Origin of the sequence: Intestinimonas massiliensis (ex Afouda et al. 2020) (assembly GCF_001244995.1) — a bacterium.
GTDB classification, from domain to species: Bacteria; Bacillota; Clostridia; order Oscillospirales; family Oscillospiraceae; genus Intestinimonas; species Intestinimonas massiliensis.
Genome location: NZ_LN869529.1, coordinates 1,691,783 through 1,712,168 on the forward strand (window position 1 = coordinate 1,691,783; position 20,386 = coordinate 1,712,168).

The following is a 20,386-nucleotide window of genomic DNA, read 5'->3' on the forward strand; positions in this document are numbered from 1 at the left end:
ATCGACTTCTTGACCTTCCGCCGGGCGTGGGACGCCCGCCTCCTATCACATAGCCTGGCCCCGGAGCGGAAACGCCCCGGGCGTCGGGCGGAGGGCCAAGACACAGGAAAGGAGCGTGGCCTATGGCGGCAAAGAAGCAGGATGTGGTCGTAGAGGACGGAGCCGTGTACGTGCTGCGCGCCGGGACGCCTGTCTACGTCAAGACTGCCGACATCTGCTCGATGACCGGGAAAAGCAATCAGTGGATCGGACAGCTGGTAGCCCAGGGGACGCTGCATAAACGCAGCACCCCCCACGGGAGCCTGTTCGATGTCACCGAGGCTGTGCGCGCCTACTGTTCCATGCTGGAGGCCCGCGCAGGACCGGCCAAGACCGAGGAGGAGATCAAGCAGGAAATCAAGCAGGAAAAGGCGAAAGCGGCCGCTGACGTGACAATGAAGATTGCCAAGGCCAACATCGCCAAGGCCGAGGCCGACGAGCTCCAGGGCAAAATGCACCGGAGCGAGGACGTGGCCGCGATGACTACCGACTTGATCTATGCCATTCGCGGGGCGATGATGGCCCTGCCCGGCCGCCTGGCCGTGGACGTGGCCTCGGCGAACTCCCCAGCGGAGGCCGCCGAGATTATCCGCCGCGAGGTCAACAAGGCCATGCGGGAGCTCTCCAATTACCGCTATGACCCAAAGAAATACGAGGAGCGCGTCCGGGAGCGGAGGGCCTGGGAAGCTGACAGCGGGCGTGATGCCGATGACGGATAAGGAAACGCGCCGGCTCATAGAGGAGAAAGAGGCCCGCGAGCGGGTAAAGAGGCTGAATGCCGTCATCGGGAAAGTCTTGGCCGGCATGAAGCCGCCGGACGACCTGACCGTGACGGAATGGGCGGAGAAAAACCGCCGCCTGTCCACCGAGGCCAGCGCCGAGCCCGGCCCCTGGCGTACCGACCGCACCCCTTACCTCCGGGAGCCGATGGACGCCTTTACCGACCCCCGGGTGCACCGCATCGTCATGGTGGCGGCGTCCCAGGTGGGAAAGTCGGAGTTCCTCAACAACACCATCGGCTATATCATCGACGAGGACCCCGGCTCCATCCTGTTCGTCCACCCCACGACCATTGACGCCAAGGAGTACTCCAAGCTCCGTATCGCTCCGATGATTCGGGACTGCCCCACCCTCAAAAAGAAGGTGGCGGACCCCAAGAGCCGCGACAGTGGAAACACCATCCTGCAAAAGACATACCCCGGCGGCATCCTGACGATGTGCGGCTCCACAGAGGCCCACGCCCTGGCGTCCAAGCCCATCCGCTACATCATGGGGGACGAGCGCGACCGCTGGGCGACCTCCGCCGGCAACGAGGGCGACCCCTGGGAGCTGGCCCAGGCCCGACAGACCACGTTCTACAACGCCAAGGCGCTGGAGGTCAGCACCCCCACCGTCAAGAACGCCAGCGCAATCGAGGCGTCCTACGCCGAGGGCACAATGGAGCGGTGGAAAAGCAAATGCCCCCACTGCGGCGAGTACCACGAGATCAACTTCGAGGACATCCGCTATGAGCACGAGGAGGGCGTGGTAGCCGGCCGCAAGACCTTCAAGGTGCTGCACGTCTGGTATGTCTGCCCCGGCTGCGGAAGCATATCCGACGAGACGACCATGAAGCACCAGCCCGCGCGCTGGGAGGCGGACAACCCCGACGCATACGCCCAGGGCGTCCGCTCTTTCTGGCTGAACGCCTTTGTTAGCCAGTGGGCTTCCTGGAGCTCCATCGTACTCAAGTATCTCAAGGCTATCGGCAACACCAGGAAGCTCCAGGTGGTCTACAACACCTGCTTCGGCCTGCTGTGGGAAGACCGCGGCGACCTGGAGGACGAGGACAGCCTCATGGCCCGCCGGGAGGATTACGGTACCCGGCCGGACGGCTCCCCCGTGGAGCTGCCGGAGGGGGTGCTGGTACTCACCGCCGGCGTGGACACCCAGGACGACCGCATGGAGTATGAGGTCGTCGGGCACGGCCACTTCGGGGAAACCTGGGGAATTGAAAAGGGCATCGTCATGGGCAGGCCGGATGACCCGGACACCTGGGCCAAGCTGGACGAGATGGTGTTCAACCGAGTATTCCGCTTCGAGGACGGCCTGGGCCTCCGAAGCTCTATGACCTTCGTGGACGAGGGCGGCCATTTCACCCAAGACGTCCGCCTCCAATGCCGGGCGCGCATCTCCCGCAAGGTGTTCTGTATCAAGGGTATGCCCGGGGCGGATAAGCCCTACACCTCTCCGCCGAAGAAGATGAAGATCGTGGTCAATCAAATCGCCATCGGCACCTGCTGGCAGTACCAGCTCGGCGTCGACTCCGGCAAGCAGATCATCATGGACAACCTCAAGGTGCAGAAGCCGGGCTCGAAGTACTGCCACTTCCCGAGGCGGGACGACTACGGCCCCGGCTACTTTACCGGCCTGCTCTCTGAGCACCTGGTATATGACCCGGCCAAGAAGCAGCCCTGGGTGTGGGAGAAGATACCCGGCCACGAGCGCAACGAGGCCCTGGACTGCCGCAACTACGCTCTGGCGGCCTTCAAATGCACGCCGGCCAACCTTGACGAGATAGACAGGCGGCTAAAGGCGGCCCGGGGGAAAGCCCCCTCTACGGGCGTTGCAACAGCCCCGCCGCCCCCCAAAAAGCAGACCAAGCGCGGCTCCGCGCTGAAGAAATACTACGACGAATGGTAGGTGATGCCCGATGGCAGATATGACCGACGTGAAAATCCGGCTGAACTTCTGGCGCTCCGCCTATGAGAAGCTGACTGCGGCTTACACCGCCCTGGTGGACGGCCGCGTCAAGAGCTATACCATCGACGACCGGCAGCTCACCCGCTTCGACCTCGGCACCCTCAAGGACGAGATCGAGGAGGCTGAGCAGAAGATCGACGAGCTGAACGCCCTGCTGAACGGCAGGCGGCCCCGCAAGGCCTTCGGCGTCATCCCCCGCGACTGGTGACCTTTTTCGTGAGGTCACGAAAATGATATGGGTACAAGCCTGAGAGGGCTTTACCACGGGCAGCCCGGCGGAGTTTGTCAGCTCCTTTCGCCGCCGGGCGGCCCGTTTTTTATGCAACACATAGGAGGTGGGCGACATATACCGCGATAAGAAAACCGGGCTGTTCCTGCCCGACACAGCGCGCCCCCAGGCCAAGGGATACAGCGAGGCCGGCGCCAGCATGACCCGGCGGGCGCTCAAAGGCTTTACCCCGCGCAGCGGCTCCCCCAGGGAGGACATCGACTGGAACAACTTTACCCTCCGCCAGAGGGGGCGGATGCTGTATATGTCCTCCCCGGTGGCGACGTCAGCCATCAATACCAACCGGACGAAAGTGGTCGGCGTCGGCCTGACCCTCAAGAGCTCCGTGGATCGGGAGGTGCTGGGCATCTCCCCGGAGGCGGCCAAGGAGTGGCAGCGGCGCACCGAGGCGGAGTTTTCCCTGTGGGCCAAGAACAAGGCGAACTGCGACGCTACCGGCGTGAACAACTTTTACGGAATGCAGCAGCTGGCGCTGGTGGCGTGGCTCCAGAGCGGAGACGTTTTCCCCGTGTTCAAGCGGAGAAACCCCACGCCGGTAAATCCCTACTCCCTGCGCATCCATCTTGTGGAGGCCGACCGGGTGCGCACCCCCGCCGAGTACGGGGGTGGAACGGCCGTGGCCCACATCACGGACGGGAAGAACCCGGAGAACGGCAACCGCATCTTTGACGGGGTGGAGGTGGACAACGACGGCATGGTCGTCGCCTACTACATCCACAACACCTACCCCTGGCAGACCACGACAGAGCCGACCAAGTGGACGAGGGTGGAGGCCTACGGCCCCAGGACAGGCTTGCCGAACATCCTCCACATCATGGGGAGCGAGCGGCCGGACCAGTACCGGGGCGTGACCTATCTGGCCCCGGTGATCGAGCAGCTGCTGCAGCTGCGCCGGTACACGGAGAGCACGCTTATGGCCGCCCTCGTCCAGTCTTTCTTTACGGCGTGGATCATCACAAAGACCAGCCAGACCGAGATCCCCATCAACGAGGTCGGCGCCGGCGACATCGCCGGTGTCCCCGCGGAAAATCCCATCGAGAACAACCTATCCGGGAGCGACAGCGAGTATGAGATGGGCCCCGGCACGGTTTCCCACCTAGCGGAGAATGAGGACATCAAATTCGGAAACCCCAGCATCCCCACTACGGGCTTTGATGCTTTCGTCAAGACCTTCTGCCAGCAGGCCGGCGCGGCCCTGGGCGAGCCCTACGAGGTGCTGATGAAGACCTTTAACTCCAGTTACTCGGCCTCCCGCGCTGCTCTCCTGGAGGCCTGGGAAGAGTTCAAGATGCGCCGGAGCTGGTTTGTGGCCGACTTCTGCCAGCCGGCCTACGAGGTATGGCTTGCGGAGGCGGTGGCCCGTGGACGCATCAAGGCCCCCGGCTTCTTTGAAGATCCTCTGGTGCGGGCCGCCTGGTGCGGTGCGCGCTGGATCGGCCCCGTCCAGGGGCAGCTCGACCCGCTGAAAGAGGCCAACGCCGCCGTTGTCCTGGTCGACCACGGATTCAAGACCCACGAGCAGGTCACGCGCGAACTGGGCGGTGGTGACTGGGAGGCCAACGTGGAGCAGCTGAAAGCAGAAAACGCGAAACTCGCGGAGGCGGGCGGCGCGCGCATCACCAACCTGCCAAGCTCCGGCGCCGATGATGGCGACGGCGGCGATGGCAAAGGAACAGGAGGAAACGCATGAGCAAAACAGTGCCTACCACGCAGCCCGTCGTGAACATCAAGCGGGCCGCCTATGCGATGGCTACCGCCGACGGCCAGAGCGCAGAGATCACCATGTACGGCGACATCTACGAGCAGCAGCCCACGGACTGGTGGGGCGATCCCGTAGAGGGGCAGTTTATTACCCTGACCGAGTTCCTTGAGGACCTGGGGCAGATTGCCGCTTGCAAAGACATCACCATCCGCATGAACAGCTACGGCGGCGACGCCGGCGTGTCCAACACCATCCACAACCGCCTACGGGAGCTGTCACGGGACGGAGCAAAGCTTACCTGCATCGTGGACGGCGTGGCGATGTCCGGCGGCTCCCTTATCATGTGCGCCTGTGACACAGTGAAGGTCAATCCCTCCAGCCTGATTATGATTCACAAGTGCTGGGGCTTCTTCTGGGGCGGCTACAACGCCGACGAACTGCGCGAGGCGGCTGGGCAGTACGACGCCTGGGACAAGGCCCAAATCGCAATCTATAAGCGAAAGACCGGCCTGACCGAAACTGTCCTGTCCCACATGATGTCCGATACAACCTACATGACAGGCCGCGAGGCGGTGGAAAAGGGCTTTGCCGACGAGCTGATCGAGGACGCGGAGCCCCTGGACGTTGCCGCCAGTGCAGACGGCCGGCGCCTGTTCGTCCGAGGCCGCACCATCCACCTTACGGCTGGAATGTTTGCCCCGGACAATATCCCTACGGTCGATCCCGAGGCCTCGGCCCCGGCTGAGACACATACAAATCCGCCGGCAAAGACCGGCAGAAAAGGAGGAAGTACATCTATGGCAAGTACTGTTGAGGAGCTCCGGGCGGAGTACCCGGAGCTGACCGCGCAGCTGGAGGCCGAGGCAAGAGCTGCTGCCACACCCGCCCCCAGCGCAGCAGCCGCAGGCGACGGCGGGGCTGACCACGCCCAGGTCGAGCGCCAGAGAATCCAGGACATCGACGCCCTGGCTTCCCTCTATGACGCGGAATCCATCCGCGAGGCCAAGTATGGCGAGCACCCCTGCACCGCCCAGGAGCTGGCTTACCGCATGGCGCAGAAGGCCGCCCAGCAGGGCAAGAGCTATATGTCTGCCCTGGAAGCCGACACTGGCGCATCTGGCGCGCAGCAGGTCGGAGCGGCCAGCAACGAGGGCGCGCCTGTCGGCGAACTCACCCCGGAGCAGCGCATGGCAAAGGGCCGCGCCGACGCGAAGGCCCTGAACAAGAAGGAGGACAAGTAATATGGCGAAGCATCTGAATGACAAGATCGGCTCTATGGAGTACGACAAGCTGATCGCCGGTATGACCCCGCCTCCCAAGGTGGCTTCCGGCGTCATCACCAAGCTGGCGACCGCCGCTACCTATCCGCGCGGCACCATCCTGTGCCGCAGCTCCGGCATCGGGGGCGACGGCAAGCTGAAAATCCTCGGCACTACCGCCGGCTCCAACGAGACCCTGACCCCCGACTGCATTCTCTGCGATGACGAGGACATCGGCACCGACGCCGATGCCAATGTCGCCGTCTATGTGATGGGCTGCTTCAATGAAGACGCCCTGACCGTGGATGACGAGTACACCATCACCCAGGCCGACAAGGACACCCTGCGCGAGCGTGGTATCTATCTGGCCCAGGTCCTGGACTAAAAGGAGGACAAGAATATGCCTTTCGACATTTTTGATACCTACTACATGGCGGGCATGGTCCAGGAGATCGCCCCCGTCCAGAGTTTTTTCCGCGACCGCTATTTCCCCACCAACGCGGCGACCGACATCTTCAACGCCAACAAGGTGCTGGTGGAGTACCGCGACCGCGACCGGGCCATGGCTCCCTTCGTTGTGCGCCGCGCCGGCGACATCCCTGTGGCCCGCGGCGGCTACGAGATCCACGAGTTCGAGCCGCCCTTCACCGCTCCGTCCCGTCTGCTGACCCTGGATGACCTGCAGAAGCGCGGCTTCGGGGAGGCTCTGTATGCTGGCAGCACCCCCGCCGAGCGCGCCCGGGCGCTCCAGATGCAGGACCTCACCGACCTGGACCGCCGCATTCAGCGCCGTGAGGAGTGGATGGCCGTCCAGACCATGATCAACAACGGCTGCACCATCGTCGCCTACATCGACAACGACACCGTGGGCGAAACCTACGACATCTTCTACTTCGACACCACCGGCTCCAACCCCGCCAAGTACACCGTGGCGAACAAGTGGGACGCGTCCGGCGGCGACTGGAAGGGCGATGTCGCTGCGATGGTGAACGACCTGCTGGACCGCGGCCTTCCTGCCGCTGACCTGATCGTGGGCACCGACGTGGCCGCCTTCATCCAGAGCGACGAGGCCACGCTGAAGCTGCTGGACAACCGGCGCGCCGAGTATGGCCGCCTGGCGCCCCAGGTGCGTTACCCCGGCGTGGTGTGGATCGGCAACCTGAACTTCGACGGCACCGACCTGGACATCTTCTCCGTGCGCGAGACTGTGCTGGACAAGGACGGCACCATCCGCCTGTTCCCCGCGACCTCCGCGATGGTCACCGCCCCCGACTGCGGCCACATGATGTACGGCCGTGTCGACCAGATCGAGGACGACAACGAGTACCACAGCTTCGCCATGCAGCGCGTGCCCAAGTTCGTCGTCGACAAGGACAAGGACACCCGCAAGCTGCGCCTGGCCGCCCGCCCCCTGGCCGCGCCCCGGAGCAAGGCCCCCTGGATGTACGCGGCCAACGTGGTCGGCACCTGATAGGGCCGGGAAAGGAGCAATATCATGAAGCGTGTAAAAATCACCAACGGCCTGTACGGCTACCGGCCCGAGGGGGCGAAGCACCCACGGCCGGTGTCCGCCGGCGGCCTCTGCATCGTGACTGACACCGAGGCCGCCCGCCTGGCCTCCCTCGGCGTGGGCGTCGTCCTCGAGGACATCCCCGAGGAAGATACCGCAGGAGCCGTTGCAACGCCCGTAGAGGACGAGGACGGCGCGGGGTCGGGCGTGGACACTCCCAGCCAGGACGGGCCCGCAGAGGGCAAAGAAACCGCCCACCTTGACCCTGAGCAGCTCAAGGAGTTCACCAACGCCAAGCTCAAGGAGCTGGCCGAGGAAATGGGCATCGACACCGCCAAGCTCAAGACCAAGGCGCAGTTGATCGCGGCCATCACCGACGTGCCCCTGGAGGACGCAATCTCCAGCGAGGAGGACGACGAGGGGGCCCCGTCCGGTCTCGGCGCGGAGGGGCCGGTGGAATGAGCGGCTTCAAGGACATGGTGGCCGATGACGTCCACGCCGTTTTCCTCAACCTGGACGAGTTCGCCGAAAAGCGCACCATCCGCTACGACGGCGAGGAGTACCAGGACATCCCTATCGTCTTGTCCGGCCTGAAGGAGCAGGAGCGACGCCAGCTCCAGTCCGACCATGTCCAGGGGCTCTACCTCGTGTCATCCGTGCTCCACTGTGCGCTGTCCGACCTGGGCGGCAATCAGCCCGAGAAGGGTATGCGCATCCAGATCAACAACCGGGAGGGCGGCGGCGGATTCTTCCGGGAATTCTATGTCGCCTCCTCGGTCTGTGAGATGGGGATGCTGCGGGTGGAACTGGGGGCGATCGACGAATGAGCTACGCCATCACCATTGACGAAATCGACGATAGCCTTGACCGAGTATCGAAGCTCCTGGCCGGCATCCCCGACGGCGTGTACCGTGCCGTCGGAAGCGCCTTGAAGCGGTCGGCGCGGCACGGCCTTACCGTCGGCATGAAGATCGTTTCCGAGGAGTACGCCATTTCCCAGGGGGAGCTGAAGTCCCGGACGAAGACCATCAACACCATCGTCAAGGACTCCGCCAGCTCCTATCAGGTCGCCTTCGGCTATCGGGGGAACGTCATCCCCCTTATCAAGTTCGATACCAAGTTTGGAGCGGACGGCAAGGTGCATACCCGCGTCCTGCGCTCCAGCGCACAGCAGACCCTTGAAAACGCCTTTGTCACCCATGTGGGCGGGCATACCGGTGTGTTCGAGCGCGAGGGCCCTGAGCGGTTCCCCATCCGGGAGCTGTTCGGGCCTTCTGCTGTCCAGGCATTCTATGCCCACGAGGAGACGACCGACAAGATGGACGAGGAAATCTTGAAGACCTACGAGAGCCGTATTGAGCACGAAATACTGCGGGTGCTCAACGGGTGGGGAGGGTAGCCCATGGACCGAGTTATGCTCCTGGAGGAGTTGAAAACCGTTACCGAGGAGGCCGTCAAGGACCTTATCATGCCTGTGAAGATACAGAGCGCCGACGAGCAGCAGCAATATCGGGCGGCGGAGGTCTATCTCATGAACTTGCCCGATGCCAGGGCCGCGAAAAAGAAGGTGCCCTATATCATTCACCAAGCCATCACCAGCAAAGACATCCAGCCGGAGGGAGAACGAGAGTACGGTATGGCCGTAGTGCGTTCCATCTTCGCCGTTTACAACGATGACGCCCAGGAGGGCGGGCTTATGCTGCTCAACCTCATGGAGCGGCTGCGTATCCGCCTGCTACGTCAAGTCGTTATCGGGCAGCGCTATCAGCTTGATCTCTCCGCCGGTATCGAAACATTCATCTACCCCAACTCCGAGGAAGTCGCGCCATATTACGCCGGAGAGATGACCTCCACCTGGCGCGTCCCAGCCGTTGAAAGAGAGGTTAACCTATGACCGACAAAATCATCGACACGGCGTCAAAGACCGCCGATGCCGCTGCGGACACTCCCCCCAAGGTGGCAAAGAAGCGCCCCGCCGCGCCGAAGAAGTCCGCCGAGAGCGGCGGCTTCTGCGTCTATCTCGGCCCGACCCTGATGGGCGTGATCCAGCGCGGCACCATCTATCGCGGCGGTCGCAGAGAAGTCCTTGACACCCTTACACCGGTGATCGAGCAGCACCCGCTGATCGCGTCGCTGGTGGTGAGCGACGACACGCTCCCTGCTGACCGCATCAAAGTCAAAACGCCCGGGAACCTGCTGTATGTGAATTATCACAAGCTGGCCAAGGGCATGAAGTAAGGAGGAATTTTCAATGAACCACGGCGTATATGTCTCTCAGCAGGCTACCAGCGTCAGCACTCCTGTCGTGGCGGAGTCCGGCGTCCCCTTCGTGGTTGGCCTGGCTCCTGTCCAGGCTGCGGATAAGCCCGCCGTCCCTGGAACGCCCGTCCTCTGCACCAGCTGGGCCGAGGCGGTAGAGAAGCTGGGTTATTCCGACAACTGGGCAACCTACACACTCTGCGAATTCATGTATTCGCACTTCAAGCTGTTCGCCTGCCAGCCCGTCATCTTCTGCAATGTTCTCGACATCGCCACCGCAAAGGAGGCGGTTTCCGCCACCGACATCGTGGTGGCGGAACACAAAGCGAAGCTCCCCATCGAGGCCATCAATGATGCCACACTGGTTGTCAAAGCTGCTGGAGGCGCCGGCGCTGCTTATGTGTCCGGCACCGACTACAACGCCTATTACAACGGCGAGCATCTGGTGGTGGAGCTGCTGTCCACCGGCAGCGCCTATGACGCCGAGCAGGTGAACATCGCCTACAACAAGGTCAAGGCCTCCACCGTCACCGCATCTGAAATCGCCTCCGCCATGGAGAATGTGGAGCTGTGCCTGACCCTGCTGGGCATCGTCCCAGATCTGCTCTGCGCCCCCGGCTATTCCCAGCAGTCCACCGTGGCCGCCGCGATGACCGCAAAGGCGGGCAACATCAACGGCCTGTTCCACGCCAAGGCGCTGATTGACATTGACTGCGGCGCTTCCGGCGCACGCGCCTATTCCGATGTCCTCACCAAGAAGAATGCCGCCAACATCGCCGACGAGGACGAACTTGCCTTTTGGCCCATGCTGAAGCTGGGCGATCACAAGTTCCACATGTCCACTCAGCTTGCCGGCCTGATGGCGCAGATCGATACCGGCAATGGCGGCTGCCCCTATGAGTCCCCTTCCAACAAGGGGCTGCAGTGCGACGGTCTTTGCCTGGAGGACGGCACCGAAGTCAACCTGACGCTGGCACAGGCCAACTACCTCAACAGTGTTGGCGTGGGTACGGCTCTGAACTTCATGAGCGGCTGGGTCGCATGGGGCAACTACACTGCCTGCTATCCAGCCAACACCGACGTCAAGGATTACTTCATCCCGGTCAGCCGTATGTTCGGATGGGTCGGCAACTCCCTCGTCAAGACCTTCTGGAGCAAGCTGGACAAGCCCATGACCCGCCGTCTCATCGACACCGTTCTCGATACCGCCAACATCTGGCTCAACGGTCTGGTGGGCATGGGCTACCTCCTGGGCGCTCGCGTGGAGATGCTGGAGAGCGAGAATCCGCTGACCAACCTCATGGCCGGTATCATCAAGCTCCATGTCTACATGACGCCGCCCTCTCCCGCCCAGGAGATCGACTTCGTGCTGGAGTATGACGCCAGCTATGTCACCAGTGCCCTGCAGGGCTAAAAGGAGGTTTGAATCATGGATCAGAGCATTATCAATTTCAAGGTCTACGAAGACTCCGTGGAGTATGTCGGCATGGCGCAGGCGACCCTGCCCGATCTGACCGCGCTGACGCAGTCCATCTCCGGCGCCGGCATTGCCGGCAATGTGGAGGCAGTCATCCTCGGCCACTTCGACGCGATGACGCTGGGCCTCAACTTCCGCACCGTCACCGATCAGAGTGTGAAGCTCTCCGAGCCCCGCCGCCACACCATCGACCTGCGCATTGCACAGCAGGACGAGGATGTTGTGGCCGGCAAGGTGGTCGTCCGTTCTGTCAAGCACATCCTCGTGGTCATTCCCAAGAGCGACAAGGGCGGCTCCGTCGCCCCCGCAGCGCCCTCCAACGGCTCCGGCGAGTACGCCGTCCGCTACTGGGCGACCTACATTGACGGCAAGAAGGTGCGCGAGGTTGACCAGCTGAACTTCATCTGCTATGTCAACGGCACCGACTACCTGGCCGACGTCCGCAAAGCGCTCGGTATGTAAGGGACCAGACCAAAGCCCGGGGCGGGAGATCCGCTGCGGGCATCTTTTTGAGATTTGAAAGGAGTTATCATCATGGCTGACACTAAGAAGACCGTTGTCCCCGCCGACGCTTTTTCCACCGTCGATCACGACGAGTACGCCGCTGCCGAGGCGCAGGCCAAGGAGAGCGTGGGCAACTTCACCCTCAAGCTGAAAAAGCCCTTCACCTATGAAGGGCAGACCTTTGACGAGCTGAACTTCGACTTCGAGGGGCTGACCGGCGACGACGCCCTTGCCATCGAGGACGAGCTTCAGGCCATTGGCAAGCCCACCATCTCGCCCACCTTCTCCGGCCAGTTCCTGGTGCGCATGGCGGCGAGAGCCTGCACCAACACCATCATTGACGCCAGCGGCCATCCCCGCCGTATCGGCGACGACGCCCTGCGCGCCCTGCCCATCTTCGAGTTCAACCGCGTCAGAGGCAAGGCCCGCTCTTTTTTGCTGGCATCGGAGCTGTAACCGGCGACGGCGGCGTCTGGCTCCGCAGGCAATGTCTTACGATGGCGAAAACCAATCAGACCCCCGTTTCCTACTGGCTGTCGCTGCCCCTGCCGTCCCTGTGCAAGTGGATCAAGGTCAGCAACCAGCTTGTGAAGGAGGTGCGGGAGCGACGCAAGAATAAATAAATCTGAAAGGAGGGCCGTCTATGGCAGGCCGCAAAGAGTATGAGATGCTATTCCAGCTGAACGCGCAGCTTGGAGGCAGTTACAGCAAGACCTTCAAGGCCGCTCAGCAGGAAATTGTGTCCATGCAGAAGGAAATCCAGGCCCTCTCCAAGACACAGGCGGATATTTCCGCATTCCAAAAGCAGCAGGCAGCCGTGGAAGCGACGCGGAAGCGGCTGGAAATGCTGCGGCAGCAATATGACAATATCCAGCGGGAGATGGAGGAGACCGGCAACGAGTCCGCCGACATGAAGAACAAGCTGCTGGCAAAGCAGCTTCAGATCGACAAGACCTCCGCCTCGCTGGAGAAGCAGACGGCAAAGCTGAACGAGCTGAGCGGGGCTTTGGAAGAGGCGGGCGTCAATACCGACGACCTCTCCCACAGCTCCGAGCAGCTTGCTGGCAAGATCGACACGCTGAAAAAGAAGCAGGGCGAGGCCGCCGATAAAGCTATGACCTTCGGCGACAAGGCGGGGCAGGCCTTTAATCAGGTACACGAGGCCATCGTGGCTGCAGGCATCGCCGTCGCCCTGAAAGAGATCTACGAATACTTCGCCAGCTGCGCGCAGGCGTCGATGGACTTTGAGAGCGCCATTACCGGCGTCGCCAAGACCACAGACCTCACAGACGAGGAACTGGCGGCAATGTCGGATTCCATCAAGGCGCTGTCCACGGAGATCCCCGCCACCACAGAGGAGATCGCGGCGGTAGCCGAAGCCGCGGGACAGCTCGGCATCCAAAAGGACGCCCTGCTGGACTTCACCGAGATCATGACCATGCTCGGCACTGCCACCAACATGACAGCTGACGAGGCAGCAACCGCCCTTGCGCGCTTCGCCAACATTACCGGCATGGCAACGGACAATTACGGACGGCTCGGCTCTGTCATCGTTGACCTTGGCAACAACTTCGCCACGACGGAATCCGAGATCGTGGCGATGGGTACGCGCCTGGCGTCGGCGGGTAAGCTGGCCGGACTGACCGAGCCGGAGATCATGGCTCTGGCGGCGGCGATGTCCTCTGTCGGCATCGAAGCCGAGGCGGGCGGTACCGCCATGACCCAGACGCTCAACGCCATTGAAAAGGCCGTTGCAAAGGGTGGGGACGACCTCGCGGAGTTCGCCCGTATCGCGGGTATGTCCTCCGAAGAATTTTCTTCTGCGTGGAAGAACGACGCCATGAGCGCCCTGACTTCCTTCATCGGCGGGCTCGGCAAGCTGGACGAGCAGGGCGAGAGCACCGTCCTCGTACTGGAAGACCTGGGTCTGACCGGCATCCGGCAGAGCAATATGCTCAAAGCCCTGGGTCTTGCCGCAGACCAGATGACCGGCGCGGTGAACACTGCAAATACCGCCTGGCAGCAGAATACCGCCCTCACCAACGAGGCCAACAAGCGCTACGCCACCGCGCAGAGCCGGTTGACCATGATGCAGAACGCCTACAACAACCTCAAGGTAGCCATCGGCGACGCCTATACTCCCGCGCTCAGCGAGGCTTACGGCGTCGGCACGAAGGTCCTCAACGAAATCACCAAATTCGTTCAAGCAAATCCTGGGGTCGTTGCCGCTATAACTGGACTGTCTACTGCGTTGGGAGCTGCCGCAGTTGCGGCGGCAGCTTTTGCGTTGAAAGCGAAGATCGCAGCAGCCGCTGCGGCTTTCCTCACCACCGTAACGCCTGGTGTAAATGTGATTATGGGCATTGCGGCAGCCGTGGGAGTTGTTACAGCAGGAATTATTGCCCTTGCTTCCTCCGCAGCGAATGACGCCGTACCCAGTGTGAAGGAGCTGACCGAAGCCGCCCGAGGAATGCGGGAGGCGATGGACGAGGCCAAGGCCACCTATGACGATACTGTTACCTCCACCATGGCCGCTGCAGGCGTCGCAGACACCTACATCGGCAAGCTGGAGGAGCTGGAGGCGGCGGGGCTCAATACCGACGAGCAGCACAGGCAGTACCACAACACCCTGGCTCTGCTTTGCCAGGTGGTGCCGGAGCTGGCCGATTATATCGACCTGGAGACCGACACCATCAACGGCGGCACTGCCGCGCTCCGCGCAAACACCGAGGCGTGGAAGCAGAACGCCATGCAGCAGGCCTACCAGGATCAGCTCACCGAGCTGTATTCCCAGTATTCCGCTGTACTGATCGAGGCCGAGGAAAACAGCATCGGGCTCACCAAGGCACAGTACAGTCTGGAATCCGCGCAGCAGAAGCTGTCCGATACCTACGCGCAGATGGATGCGCTGTGGGCGGACGCGCAGAAGCAGGCGGACGACTACTACGACCAGTACGGCTACTATGCCGACGCGACCTCTTTCCTATCTCAGGAATACTACGACCTGCAGAATTCCATCTACGACACCAACGACGAGATCTGGGCAGCCGAGAAATCCATCAAGAACTACAACAAGGCGATGGAGGAGGACGCGGATGCCGTTTCCGAGGCCGAGGAGGAGATCGCCCTTGCGGAAGAGGCGGTCAAGAATCTGACCGACGCCATGAACGAAGGTGCTGGCGCATCCGAGGAAGCCGCCGCCCAGAGCAGCGAATTCCAAGCCGTCATCTCCGGCGTTCAGGAGAAACTCGCTGCCCTCACGGAGTCCTACAACGAGGCATACGGCGCGGCCTACGAGAGCATATCCGGACAGTACCAGCTCTGGGACGAGGCCGCTGAGGTCGTTGCAACCAGCGCCAGCAGCATTAATACCGCGCTGGAGAGCCAGATCACCTACTGGCAGGATTACAACGCCAACCTGCAAGCCCTCACCGAGCGCAGTGCCGACATCGAAGGCCTGAGTGACATGATCGCATCCTTTGCGGACGGCAGCTCCGACAGCGTGAACGCCATCGCCGGCATGGCTGGCGCCACCGACGAGCAGCTGGCCGATATGGTAGCCAACTGGCATACCTTGCAGCAGGAGCAGCAGAACGCGGCCGGAAGTGTGGCAGACCTCAAGACCGACTTCACGGCCACCATGGACGAATTGCAGTCGGCGCTTGCCGAGGACATCGAAGCGATGGACCTGGGCGACGAGGCCAAGGAAAGCGCACAGGCCACCATTCAGGGCTTTATCGACGGCGCTGTCGGTATGCTGCCCCAGGTGACCGCCGCCTACAACCGCATCGCCGCCGCAGCCAAGGCCGCGCTGTCCACCGCAGGCACCGGCACAGTCAACAGCATCCCCGGCTATGCGGTCGGTACGCAGTCCGCCGCGCCGGGCTTCGCCCTCGTTGGCGAGAACGGCCCCGAGCTGGTCTACTTCAACGGCGGCGAGCAGGTCATGACCGCCGAGGAGACTGCCGCCATGCGCGACAGCATGGAGGTCCAGGCAATCACCTTTGCGCCGCAGCTCCTGGAGGTGCTGCACGCCATCCAGGGCGACGGTGCGCTTTCGGCCGAGCCGGGCACAGGCTCCGGCGCCGGCGTGGTGGAGCTGCAGGTCGTGTTCCAGATCCAGGGCAACGCGACGCCGGAAACGGTAGAAGCCCTGCGCGAATACGGCGATGAATTCACCGAGCGCGTCCTCGAAGTCATGGAGGAGGCCGGCATCGACACCGCAAGGAGGGCCTACAAATGAGCAAGACCTATACCACCATTCAGGGCGACATGTGGGACAGCATCGCATTCTCCCAGCTGGGGAGCGAGGCCTACACCGACCGGCTGATGAATCTGAATCCGCAGTATCTCGGGAACTATACTTTCCCTGCGGGGATCGTGCTGAAGTTGCCAGACCCTGCTGAGGATGTCAGCGACGCCCTGCCCCCGTGGAAGCAGGTGGTCGGATGAGCAACCCGAATCAGGCGCGCCGCGTCACGGCGCAGATCTTCTTCCAGGGCGCAGACATCACCGGCAGTATGCGTCCCTATTTCCTGTCGGCCACCTACACCGACAAGGAGGCGGACGAAACCGACGACCTGCAGCTGAAGCTTCAGGACCGCGATGACATATGGCTCAAAAAGTGGCTGGCTGACGCCATCGACGCGGCAGCCTCCGCAGGGAGCCTGTCCGCGTCCTCCAAGGCCAAGACCGAGAGCGCGGCAAAGCCCTACAAGGTCACAGCCAAAAGCGGCTTGAATGTCCGCTCCGGCCCCAGCACCAGCTATGGCAAATACGGCGCGCTGGTCTGCGGCGCGGAGCTGCAGGTCGAGGGCATCGAAAACGGCTGGGCGAAGGTCAGCTACAACGGCAAGACCGCCTATGTCAGCGCATCGTACATCAAGGAATCAGGCGGCGGGGGCGGCGACGCTCCCGCCGCTGCTCCCGCGTCCGCCTCCGGCGCCGGCTTCAAGATCAGCGCCGTTTTCGTCCGGGAAAACTGGACGGGCGGCGGCAGAGATAAGGTGCTGGACTGCGGACAGTTTGAGCTGGACAGCGTTGACGCCTCCGGCCCGCCCAATACCATCACCATCAAGGCGACGGCGCTGCCGTACAGCGCACAGATCCGCCAGACGGAGAAGTCCAAGGCGTGGGAGTCCTACACGCTTTCCGGCATTGCGAGCGAGATGGCCGCAGCCAACGGCATGACCTGTATGTTCCTCGCCAACAGCGACCCGGCCTATAGCCGCGTGGAGCAGTACAAGCAGAGCGACATCGCCTTTCTCTCTAAGCTCTGCCATGAGGCGGGCATCTCGCTGAAAGCCACCAATAACCTGCTCGTGCTTTTCGACCAGGAGGACTATGAGAAGAAAGATCCCGTGCTGACCATCGCACGCGGCAGCGGAAGCTACACCAAGCACAAGCTGAACGCGGGAACGGCCGGAACGCAGTACGCCTCCTGCCGCGTCAGCTACACAGATCCAGGCACGGGGAAGTGCATCGAGGCCACCGTCAAGGTCGAGGACTACAACGACAAGGCCAAGAACAACCAGCAGCTGGAGATCACCGCGAAGGTGGCGAGCGTGGCCGAGGCCAAGACCAAGGCCGAAAAATATCTCCGGCTGCACAACAAGTACGCGAAGACCGCCACCTTCACGCTGCCCGGCAATCCGGACATTGTGGCCGGCGTCACAGCTAAGCTCACCGGCTGGGGCGCATGGGACGGGAAATACATTGTCGAGCAGGCCGCGCATTCGGTCGGCTCGTCCGGCTATACCACGCAGGTCAAACTGCGAAAGACATTGGAGGGATACTGATGGACGAACAGCAGAATATCCTTTCGAGGCTCGTGCAGACCGGCACGGTAACGGCTGTCGACAGCGCAAAGCGCAAGGCCCGCGTCAAGTTCAAGGACACGGGCATCATTTCAGACTGGCTCTATGTGCTCCAGCATTACGGAGCGAATTTCTACATCGAGCCGGACGCAAAGCATACCCACGAAATCACGGACACCTTCACCGGCGGCGGATCGGCCAGCGAATACCCCGCACACGATCACCTGCCCGGCTCGCATCTGACCTACTGGATGCCGAAGGTGAACGATCGCGTCCTCTGCCTTTACCTGCCGGTATTCAATGGGGACGGCTTTGTGTTAGGAGGTTTTTGACTATGGGAATGGTCGGCTGTCTGGGCGACATCGTTTTCACGGTGTCTGACCGCACCATCGAAACGATCAACAATGTAACCTGGTCGGGGTCTGCCCGGTACGCGACCCATCAGCGGCACGGCACACACGCCCTCACGGAGTTCACCGGTCTTGACCCCGATAAGATGACCTTCGACATCGTTCTCTCCGCCTATCTCGGCGTCGATCCCATCGCCGAGGTCGTGAAGCTGTGGAACTATGAGCGAGGCGGCATCGCCGTCCCGCTGGTGATCGGCAATAAGGGCTACGGGAAATACCGCTGGTCCGTGCTTGAGCACAAGATGAAGATGAAAACCTATGACGGACGCGGGAATGTCACCAGCGCCACCGTGTCCGTCAGCCTGCAAGAGTATCTGAGGGGGTGAAGCTGCCATGAGCTACAAAGTGACTGCGGCCGACATCGGCGCGGTGCGGCTCAACGAGATCGACACCGTGCGCTCCGTCTTGCAGAATATCGCCATTATCCTTTCCACGCGGCAGGGTACCTGCCCGCTGTACCGCGGCTTCGGCCTGCCGCAAAAGTTCGTGGATAAGCCCCTGCCTGTGGCTATGCCCATGATGTATTCCGAGGTCAAGGAGGCCGTTGAAGAATACGAGCCCCGCGCCGAGGTGGTGAATGTGACCTTTGCGGCCGACAAAACCACCCCGGGCAGGCTGATCCCTACCGTGGAGGTGAACATCATCAATGAGTGACAGAAATACGGAATATCAGTTCGTTTCCACCGACACCGAAACGGTCGAGGCGCTGCTGATCTCCATCTACGAAAAGATCACCGGCGTCAGCGTAAAGCCCGCCAGCCCGGAAAAGCTGTTTATCCAGTTCGTAGCCGCCGTGGTGATCCAGGAGCGCGGGCTGAACAACTACACCGGCAATCAGAACATCCCAAGCCGTGCCGAGGGGGAAAACCTGGACGCGCTGGCCGAGCTGTTCTATGTCACGCAGCGCCCGGCGGCGCAGGCGGCGGTCTGTACCGAGCGTTTCCACATCTCCGAGGCGCAGAGTACGGCAATCCTCATTCCGGCCGGTACGCGCGTCACCGACGCCAGCGGCACGCTGATCTGGGAGACCGTTGCGGACGCCTATGTGTCTGTCGGCGCGACCCACGCCGATGTGCAGATCCGCTGCCAGACAGCCGGTGCGGTCGGCAACGGCTACGCCGCTGGACAGATCAACACATTCATTGACCTGTTCGACTACTGCGAGAGCTGCGAAAACCTCACCGTCAGCGACGACGGTGCGGACGAGGCCACCGACGATGAATTCTATGAGCTGATGCGCGCCAGCCAGGACGCTTATAGCTGCGCCGGAGCCAAGGGCGGGTATATCTACTTTGCCAAGCAGGTCAGCACCGAGATCGCCGATGTGGTAGCGAACAGCCCCAGCGACGGGGCGGTGGATCTGTATGTCCTCATGGACGACGGTACCATCGCCACCACAGAGATCAAGAACGCCGTCCTCGCCGCCTGCAACGATGACACCGTGCGCCCGCTGACGGACAAGGTTTCCGTCAAGGACCCGCAGGAGGTGAGCTACAACATCACCTTCACCTACTATGTGCCAAAGGACAGCTCCCTCAGCTCCACGGAGATCAAGGCCGCAGTCGACAAGGCCGTGGCCGAATTTGTCGCATGGCAATGCGGGAAGCTGGGGCGCGACATCAACCCCTCCGTGCTGATCGGAAAGCTCATGCAGACCGGCATCAAGCGCGTGGCGCTGACCAGCCCGGTCTTTACCACGCTGCGGGATGGCTCCGACGACACGACGCCGCAGGTTGCGTCGGTCGGGACCATCACGGCCACGAATGGGGGCTATGAGGATGAATAAGGCGCACGGCATCACGAAGGAAAACCTGCTGGCCTCCTTGCCGGCGGTCCTTGCCAATGACGACAATATGGCAGCACTTGCCTCTGCCGTTGCCGAGGTGCTGGCTGCCCGCGTAGGCGAGATCGAGCGCGTGTCGATCTACTCACAGATCGACCGGCTCCCGAACGAGCTGCTGGACATTCTGGCGAACGACTTCAAGGTTGACTGGTGGGGCGCCGACTACACCCTGGAGGAAAAGCGCCGGACGCTGAAAGACTCATGGAATGTTCACCGCAGGCTCGGCACCAAGGCGGCGGTCGTGCTGGCAATCTCCGCCATCTACCCCGATACGCAGGTCAGCGAATGGTGGGAATACGGCGGCAAGCCGTACCACTTCAAGCTGCTGATCGACGCCACCTATGAGGATGTCGACCCCGTCAGACATCAGCGCGTGATCGACCGCGTTGACTTTTACAAGAATCTGCGCTCGGTGCTGGACGAGGTGGAATACTACGACGCCGGAGGACTGGCAACAGAGTATTTCGGCGCGGCCTGTATCGGCTGCGAGCTGGTCGACAGCGCGGCCGCCATTCGATACTGACACGGAGGTGTTT

Annotated in this window: 24 protein-coding genes; all 24 read left to right on the plus strand. The window is 62.2% G+C overall.

Translation table 11 applies throughout. From position 1 onward, the window contains the following. Positions 1–122 precede the first annotated feature (122 nt). The 24 genes from BN2154_RS16105 to BN2154_RS12180 all read left to right on the plus strand — a co-directional run bounded on the left by BN2154_RS16105 (position 123) and on the right by BN2154_RS12180 (position 20,373). Positions 123–758, plus strand: a complete 636-nt coding sequence (locus BN2154_RS16105; protein ID WP_195892352.1) for a hypothetical protein — start codon at positions 123–125, stop codon at positions 756–758. Next, positions 748–2,721: a phage terminase large subunit family protein gene (locus tag BN2154_RS12075; RefSeq protein WP_050619011.1), complete on the plus strand. Its 1,974-nt coding sequence runs from the start codon at positions 748–750 to the stop codon at positions 2,719–2,721. The genes BN2154_RS16105 and BN2154_RS12075 overlap by 11 nt, the downstream gene beginning before the upstream one ends. A 10-nt stretch (positions 2,722–2,731) precedes the next feature. Beyond that, positions 2,732–2,989: a hypothetical protein gene (locus BN2154_RS12080; protein WP_050619012.1), complete on the plus strand. Its 258-nt coding sequence runs from the start codon at positions 2,732–2,734 to the stop codon at positions 2,987–2,989. Positions 2,990–3,116: 127 nt separating this feature from the next. Beyond that, positions 3,117–4,760 carry a phage portal protein gene (locus tag BN2154_RS12085; protein WP_242853753.1) on the plus strand — a complete coding sequence of 548 codons (1,644 nt, stop codon included), beginning with the start codon at positions 3,117–3,119 and terminating at the stop codon, positions 4,758–4,760. Further along, entirely contained in the window at positions 4,757–6,013 is a 1,257-nt protein-coding gene (locus tag BN2154_RS12090; RefSeq protein ID WP_050619013.1) for a head maturation protease, ClpP-related, read from the plus strand. Before BN2154_RS12085 ends, BN2154_RS12090 begins: the two co-directional genes overlap by 4 nt. A 1-nt stretch (position 6,014) precedes the next feature. Then, positions 6,015–6,416 carry a head decoration protein gene (locus BN2154_RS12095; protein WP_050619014.1) on the plus strand — a complete coding sequence of 134 codons (402 nt, stop codon included), beginning with the start codon at positions 6,015–6,017 and terminating at the stop codon, positions 6,414–6,416. A 15-nt stretch (positions 6,417–6,431) separates the two neighbouring features. Then, a complete protein-coding gene (locus tag BN2154_RS12100) occupies positions 6,432–7,502 on the plus strand; it encodes a major capsid protein (protein WP_050619015.1) in 1,071 nt (356 codons plus the stop codon). A gap of 24 nt (positions 7,503–7,526) precedes the next feature. Next, on the plus strand, positions 7,527–8,003 hold the full coding sequence (locus tag BN2154_RS12105) for a hypothetical protein (RefSeq protein WP_050619016.1): 477 nt from the start codon (positions 7,527–7,529) through the stop codon (positions 8,001–8,003). After that, complete coding sequence (locus BN2154_RS12110) at positions 8,000–8,368, plus strand: hypothetical protein (protein WP_050619017.1); 369 nt, start codon at positions 8,000–8,002, stop codon at positions 8,366–8,368. The genes BN2154_RS12105 and BN2154_RS12110 overlap by 4 nt, the downstream gene beginning before the upstream one ends. Then, on the plus strand, positions 8,365–8,940 hold the full coding sequence (locus BN2154_RS12115) for a phage tail protein (protein ID WP_050619018.1): 576 nt from the start codon (positions 8,365–8,367) through the stop codon (positions 8,938–8,940). The genes BN2154_RS12110 and BN2154_RS12115 overlap by 4 nt, the downstream gene beginning before the upstream one ends. A gap of 3 nt (positions 8,941–8,943) precedes the next feature. Continuing rightward, on the plus strand, positions 8,944–9,435 hold the full coding sequence (locus BN2154_RS12120) for a hypothetical protein (protein WP_050619019.1): 492 nt from the start codon (positions 8,944–8,946) through the stop codon (positions 9,433–9,435). Continuing rightward, entirely contained in the window at positions 9,432–9,779 is a 348-nt protein-coding gene (locus BN2154_RS12125; RefSeq protein ID WP_050619020.1) for a hypothetical protein, read from the plus strand. Before BN2154_RS12120 ends, BN2154_RS12125 begins: the two co-directional genes overlap by 4 nt. 13 nt (positions 9,780–9,792) lie before the next feature. Further along, positions 9,793–11,214, plus strand: coding sequence for a phage tail sheath family protein (locus BN2154_RS12130; RefSeq protein WP_050619021.1), 1,422 nt, complete (start codon positions 9,793–9,795; stop codon positions 11,212–11,214). A 15-nt stretch (positions 11,215–11,229) separates the two neighbouring features. Continuing rightward, positions 11,230–11,739 carry a phage major tail tube protein gene (locus BN2154_RS12135; RefSeq protein ID WP_050619022.1) on the plus strand — a complete coding sequence of 170 codons (510 nt, stop codon included), beginning with the start codon at positions 11,230–11,232 and terminating at the stop codon, positions 11,737–11,739. A 72-nt stretch (positions 11,740–11,811) separates the two neighbouring features. Beyond that, complete coding sequence (locus tag BN2154_RS12140) at positions 11,812–12,237, plus strand: hypothetical protein (protein WP_050619023.1); 426 nt, start codon at positions 11,812–11,814, stop codon at positions 12,235–12,237. Between the two features lie 41 nt (positions 12,238–12,278). Next, complete coding sequence (locus tag BN2154_RS16495; protein ID WP_278320023.1) at positions 12,279–12,404, plus strand: hypothetical protein; 126 nt, start codon at positions 12,279–12,281, stop codon at positions 12,402–12,404. A gap of 20 nt (positions 12,405–12,424) precedes the next feature. Next, complete coding sequence (locus tag BN2154_RS12145) at positions 12,425–16,024, plus strand: phage tail tape measure protein (protein WP_050619024.1); 3,600 nt, start codon at positions 12,425–12,427, stop codon at positions 16,022–16,024. Then, positions 16,021–16,233 carry a tail protein X gene (locus BN2154_RS12150; protein WP_050619025.1) on the plus strand — a complete coding sequence of 71 codons (213 nt, stop codon included), beginning with the start codon at positions 16,021–16,023 and terminating at the stop codon, positions 16,231–16,233. Before BN2154_RS12145 ends, BN2154_RS12150 begins: the two co-directional genes overlap by 4 nt. Then, positions 16,230–17,579, plus strand: coding sequence for an SH3 domain-containing protein (locus BN2154_RS12155; RefSeq protein WP_050619026.1), 1,350 nt, complete (start codon positions 16,230–16,232; stop codon positions 17,577–17,579). The genes BN2154_RS12150 and BN2154_RS12155 overlap by 4 nt, the downstream gene beginning before the upstream one ends. Continuing rightward, on the plus strand, positions 17,579–17,929 hold the full coding sequence (locus tag BN2154_RS16110) for a hypothetical protein (protein ID WP_050619027.1): 351 nt from the start codon (positions 17,579–17,581) through the stop codon (positions 17,927–17,929). The genes BN2154_RS12155 and BN2154_RS16110 overlap by 1 nt, the downstream gene beginning before the upstream one ends. Positions 17,930–17,931: 2 nt before the next feature. Further along, the gene (locus tag BN2154_RS12165; protein WP_050619028.1) at positions 17,932–18,333 is read left to right on the plus strand and encodes a phage tail protein; all 402 of its coding nucleotides are present in this window, start codon (positions 17,932–17,934) and stop codon (positions 18,331–18,333) included. Between the two features lie 7 nt (positions 18,334–18,340). After that, positions 18,341–18,661, plus strand: coding sequence for a GPW/gp25 family protein (locus tag BN2154_RS12170; RefSeq protein WP_050619029.1), 321 nt, complete (start codon positions 18,341–18,343; stop codon positions 18,659–18,661). Then, positions 18,654–19,793, plus strand: a complete 1,140-nt coding sequence (locus BN2154_RS12175; RefSeq protein WP_050619030.1) for a baseplate J/gp47 family protein — start codon at positions 18,654–18,656, stop codon at positions 19,791–19,793. The genes BN2154_RS12170 and BN2154_RS12175 overlap by 8 nt, the downstream gene beginning before the upstream one ends. After that, the gene (locus tag BN2154_RS12180) at positions 19,786–20,373 is read left to right on the plus strand and encodes a phage tail protein I (RefSeq protein WP_050619031.1); all 588 of its coding nucleotides are present in this window, start codon (positions 19,786–19,788) and stop codon (positions 20,371–20,373) included. The genes BN2154_RS12175 and BN2154_RS12180 overlap by 8 nt, the downstream gene beginning before the upstream one ends. Positions 20,374–20,386: the final 13 nt, after the last annotated feature.

Coding starts and splice junctions, on each gene's coding strand:
- BN2154_RS16105 (WP_195892352.1), top strand. CDS start 123: ATGGCGGCAAAGAAGCAGGATGTGGTCGTAGAGGACGGAGCCGTGTAC.
- BN2154_RS12075 (WP_050619011.1), top strand. CDS start 748: ATGACGGATAAGGAAACGCGCCGGCTCATAGAGGAGAAAGAGGCCCGC.
- BN2154_RS12080 (WP_050619012.1), top strand. CDS start 2,732: ATGGCAGATATGACCGACGTGAAAATCCGGCTGAACTTCTGGCGCTCC.
- BN2154_RS12090 (WP_050619013.1), top strand. CDS start 4,757: ATGAGCAAAACAGTGCCTACCACGCAGCCCGTCGTGAACATCAAGCGG.
- BN2154_RS12095 (WP_050619014.1), top strand. CDS start 6,015: ATGGCGAAGCATCTGAATGACAAGATCGGCTCTATGGAGTACGACAAG.
- BN2154_RS12100 (WP_050619015.1), top strand. CDS start 6,432: ATGCCTTTCGACATTTTTGATACCTACTACATGGCGGGCATGGTCCAG.
- BN2154_RS12105 (WP_050619016.1), top strand. CDS start 7,527: ATGAAGCGTGTAAAAATCACCAACGGCCTGTACGGCTACCGGCCCGAG.
- BN2154_RS12110 (WP_050619017.1), top strand. CDS start 8,000: ATGAGCGGCTTCAAGGACATGGTGGCCGATGACGTCCACGCCGTTTTC.
- BN2154_RS12115 (WP_050619018.1), top strand. CDS start 8,365: ATGAGCTACGCCATCACCATTGACGAAATCGACGATAGCCTTGACCGA.
- BN2154_RS12120 (WP_050619019.1), top strand. CDS start 8,944: ATGGACCGAGTTATGCTCCTGGAGGAGTTGAAAACCGTTACCGAGGAG.
- BN2154_RS12125 (WP_050619020.1), top strand. CDS start 9,432: ATGACCGACAAAATCATCGACACGGCGTCAAAGACCGCCGATGCCGCT.
- BN2154_RS12130 (WP_050619021.1), top strand. CDS start 9,793: ATGAACCACGGCGTATATGTCTCTCAGCAGGCTACCAGCGTCAGCACT.
- BN2154_RS12135 (WP_050619022.1), top strand. CDS start 11,230: ATGGATCAGAGCATTATCAATTTCAAGGTCTACGAAGACTCCGTGGAG.
- BN2154_RS12140 (WP_050619023.1), top strand. CDS start 11,812: ATGGCTGACACTAAGAAGACCGTTGTCCCCGCCGACGCTTTTTCCACC.
- BN2154_RS16495 (WP_278320023.1), top strand. CDS start 12,279: ATGGCGAAAACCAATCAGACCCCCGTTTCCTACTGGCTGTCGCTGCCC.
- BN2154_RS12145 (WP_050619024.1), top strand. CDS start 12,425: ATGGCAGGCCGCAAAGAGTATGAGATGCTATTCCAGCTGAACGCGCAG.
- BN2154_RS12150 (WP_050619025.1), top strand. CDS start 16,021: ATGAGCAAGACCTATACCACCATTCAGGGCGACATGTGGGACAGCATC.
- BN2154_RS12155 (WP_050619026.1), top strand. CDS start 16,230: ATGAGCAACCCGAATCAGGCGCGCCGCGTCACGGCGCAGATCTTCTTC.
- BN2154_RS16110 (WP_050619027.1), top strand. CDS start 17,579: ATGGACGAACAGCAGAATATCCTTTCGAGGCTCGTGCAGACCGGCACG.
- BN2154_RS12165 (WP_050619028.1), top strand. CDS start 17,932: ATGGGAATGGTCGGCTGTCTGGGCGACATCGTTTTCACGGTGTCTGAC.
- BN2154_RS12170 (WP_050619029.1), top strand. CDS start 18,341: ATGAGCTACAAAGTGACTGCGGCCGACATCGGCGCGGTGCGGCTCAAC.
- BN2154_RS12175 (WP_050619030.1), top strand. CDS start 18,654: ATGAGTGACAGAAATACGGAATATCAGTTCGTTTCCACCGACACCGAA.
- BN2154_RS12180 (WP_050619031.1), top strand. CDS start 19,786: ATGAATAAGGCGCACGGCATCACGAAGGAAAACCTGCTGGCCTCCTTG.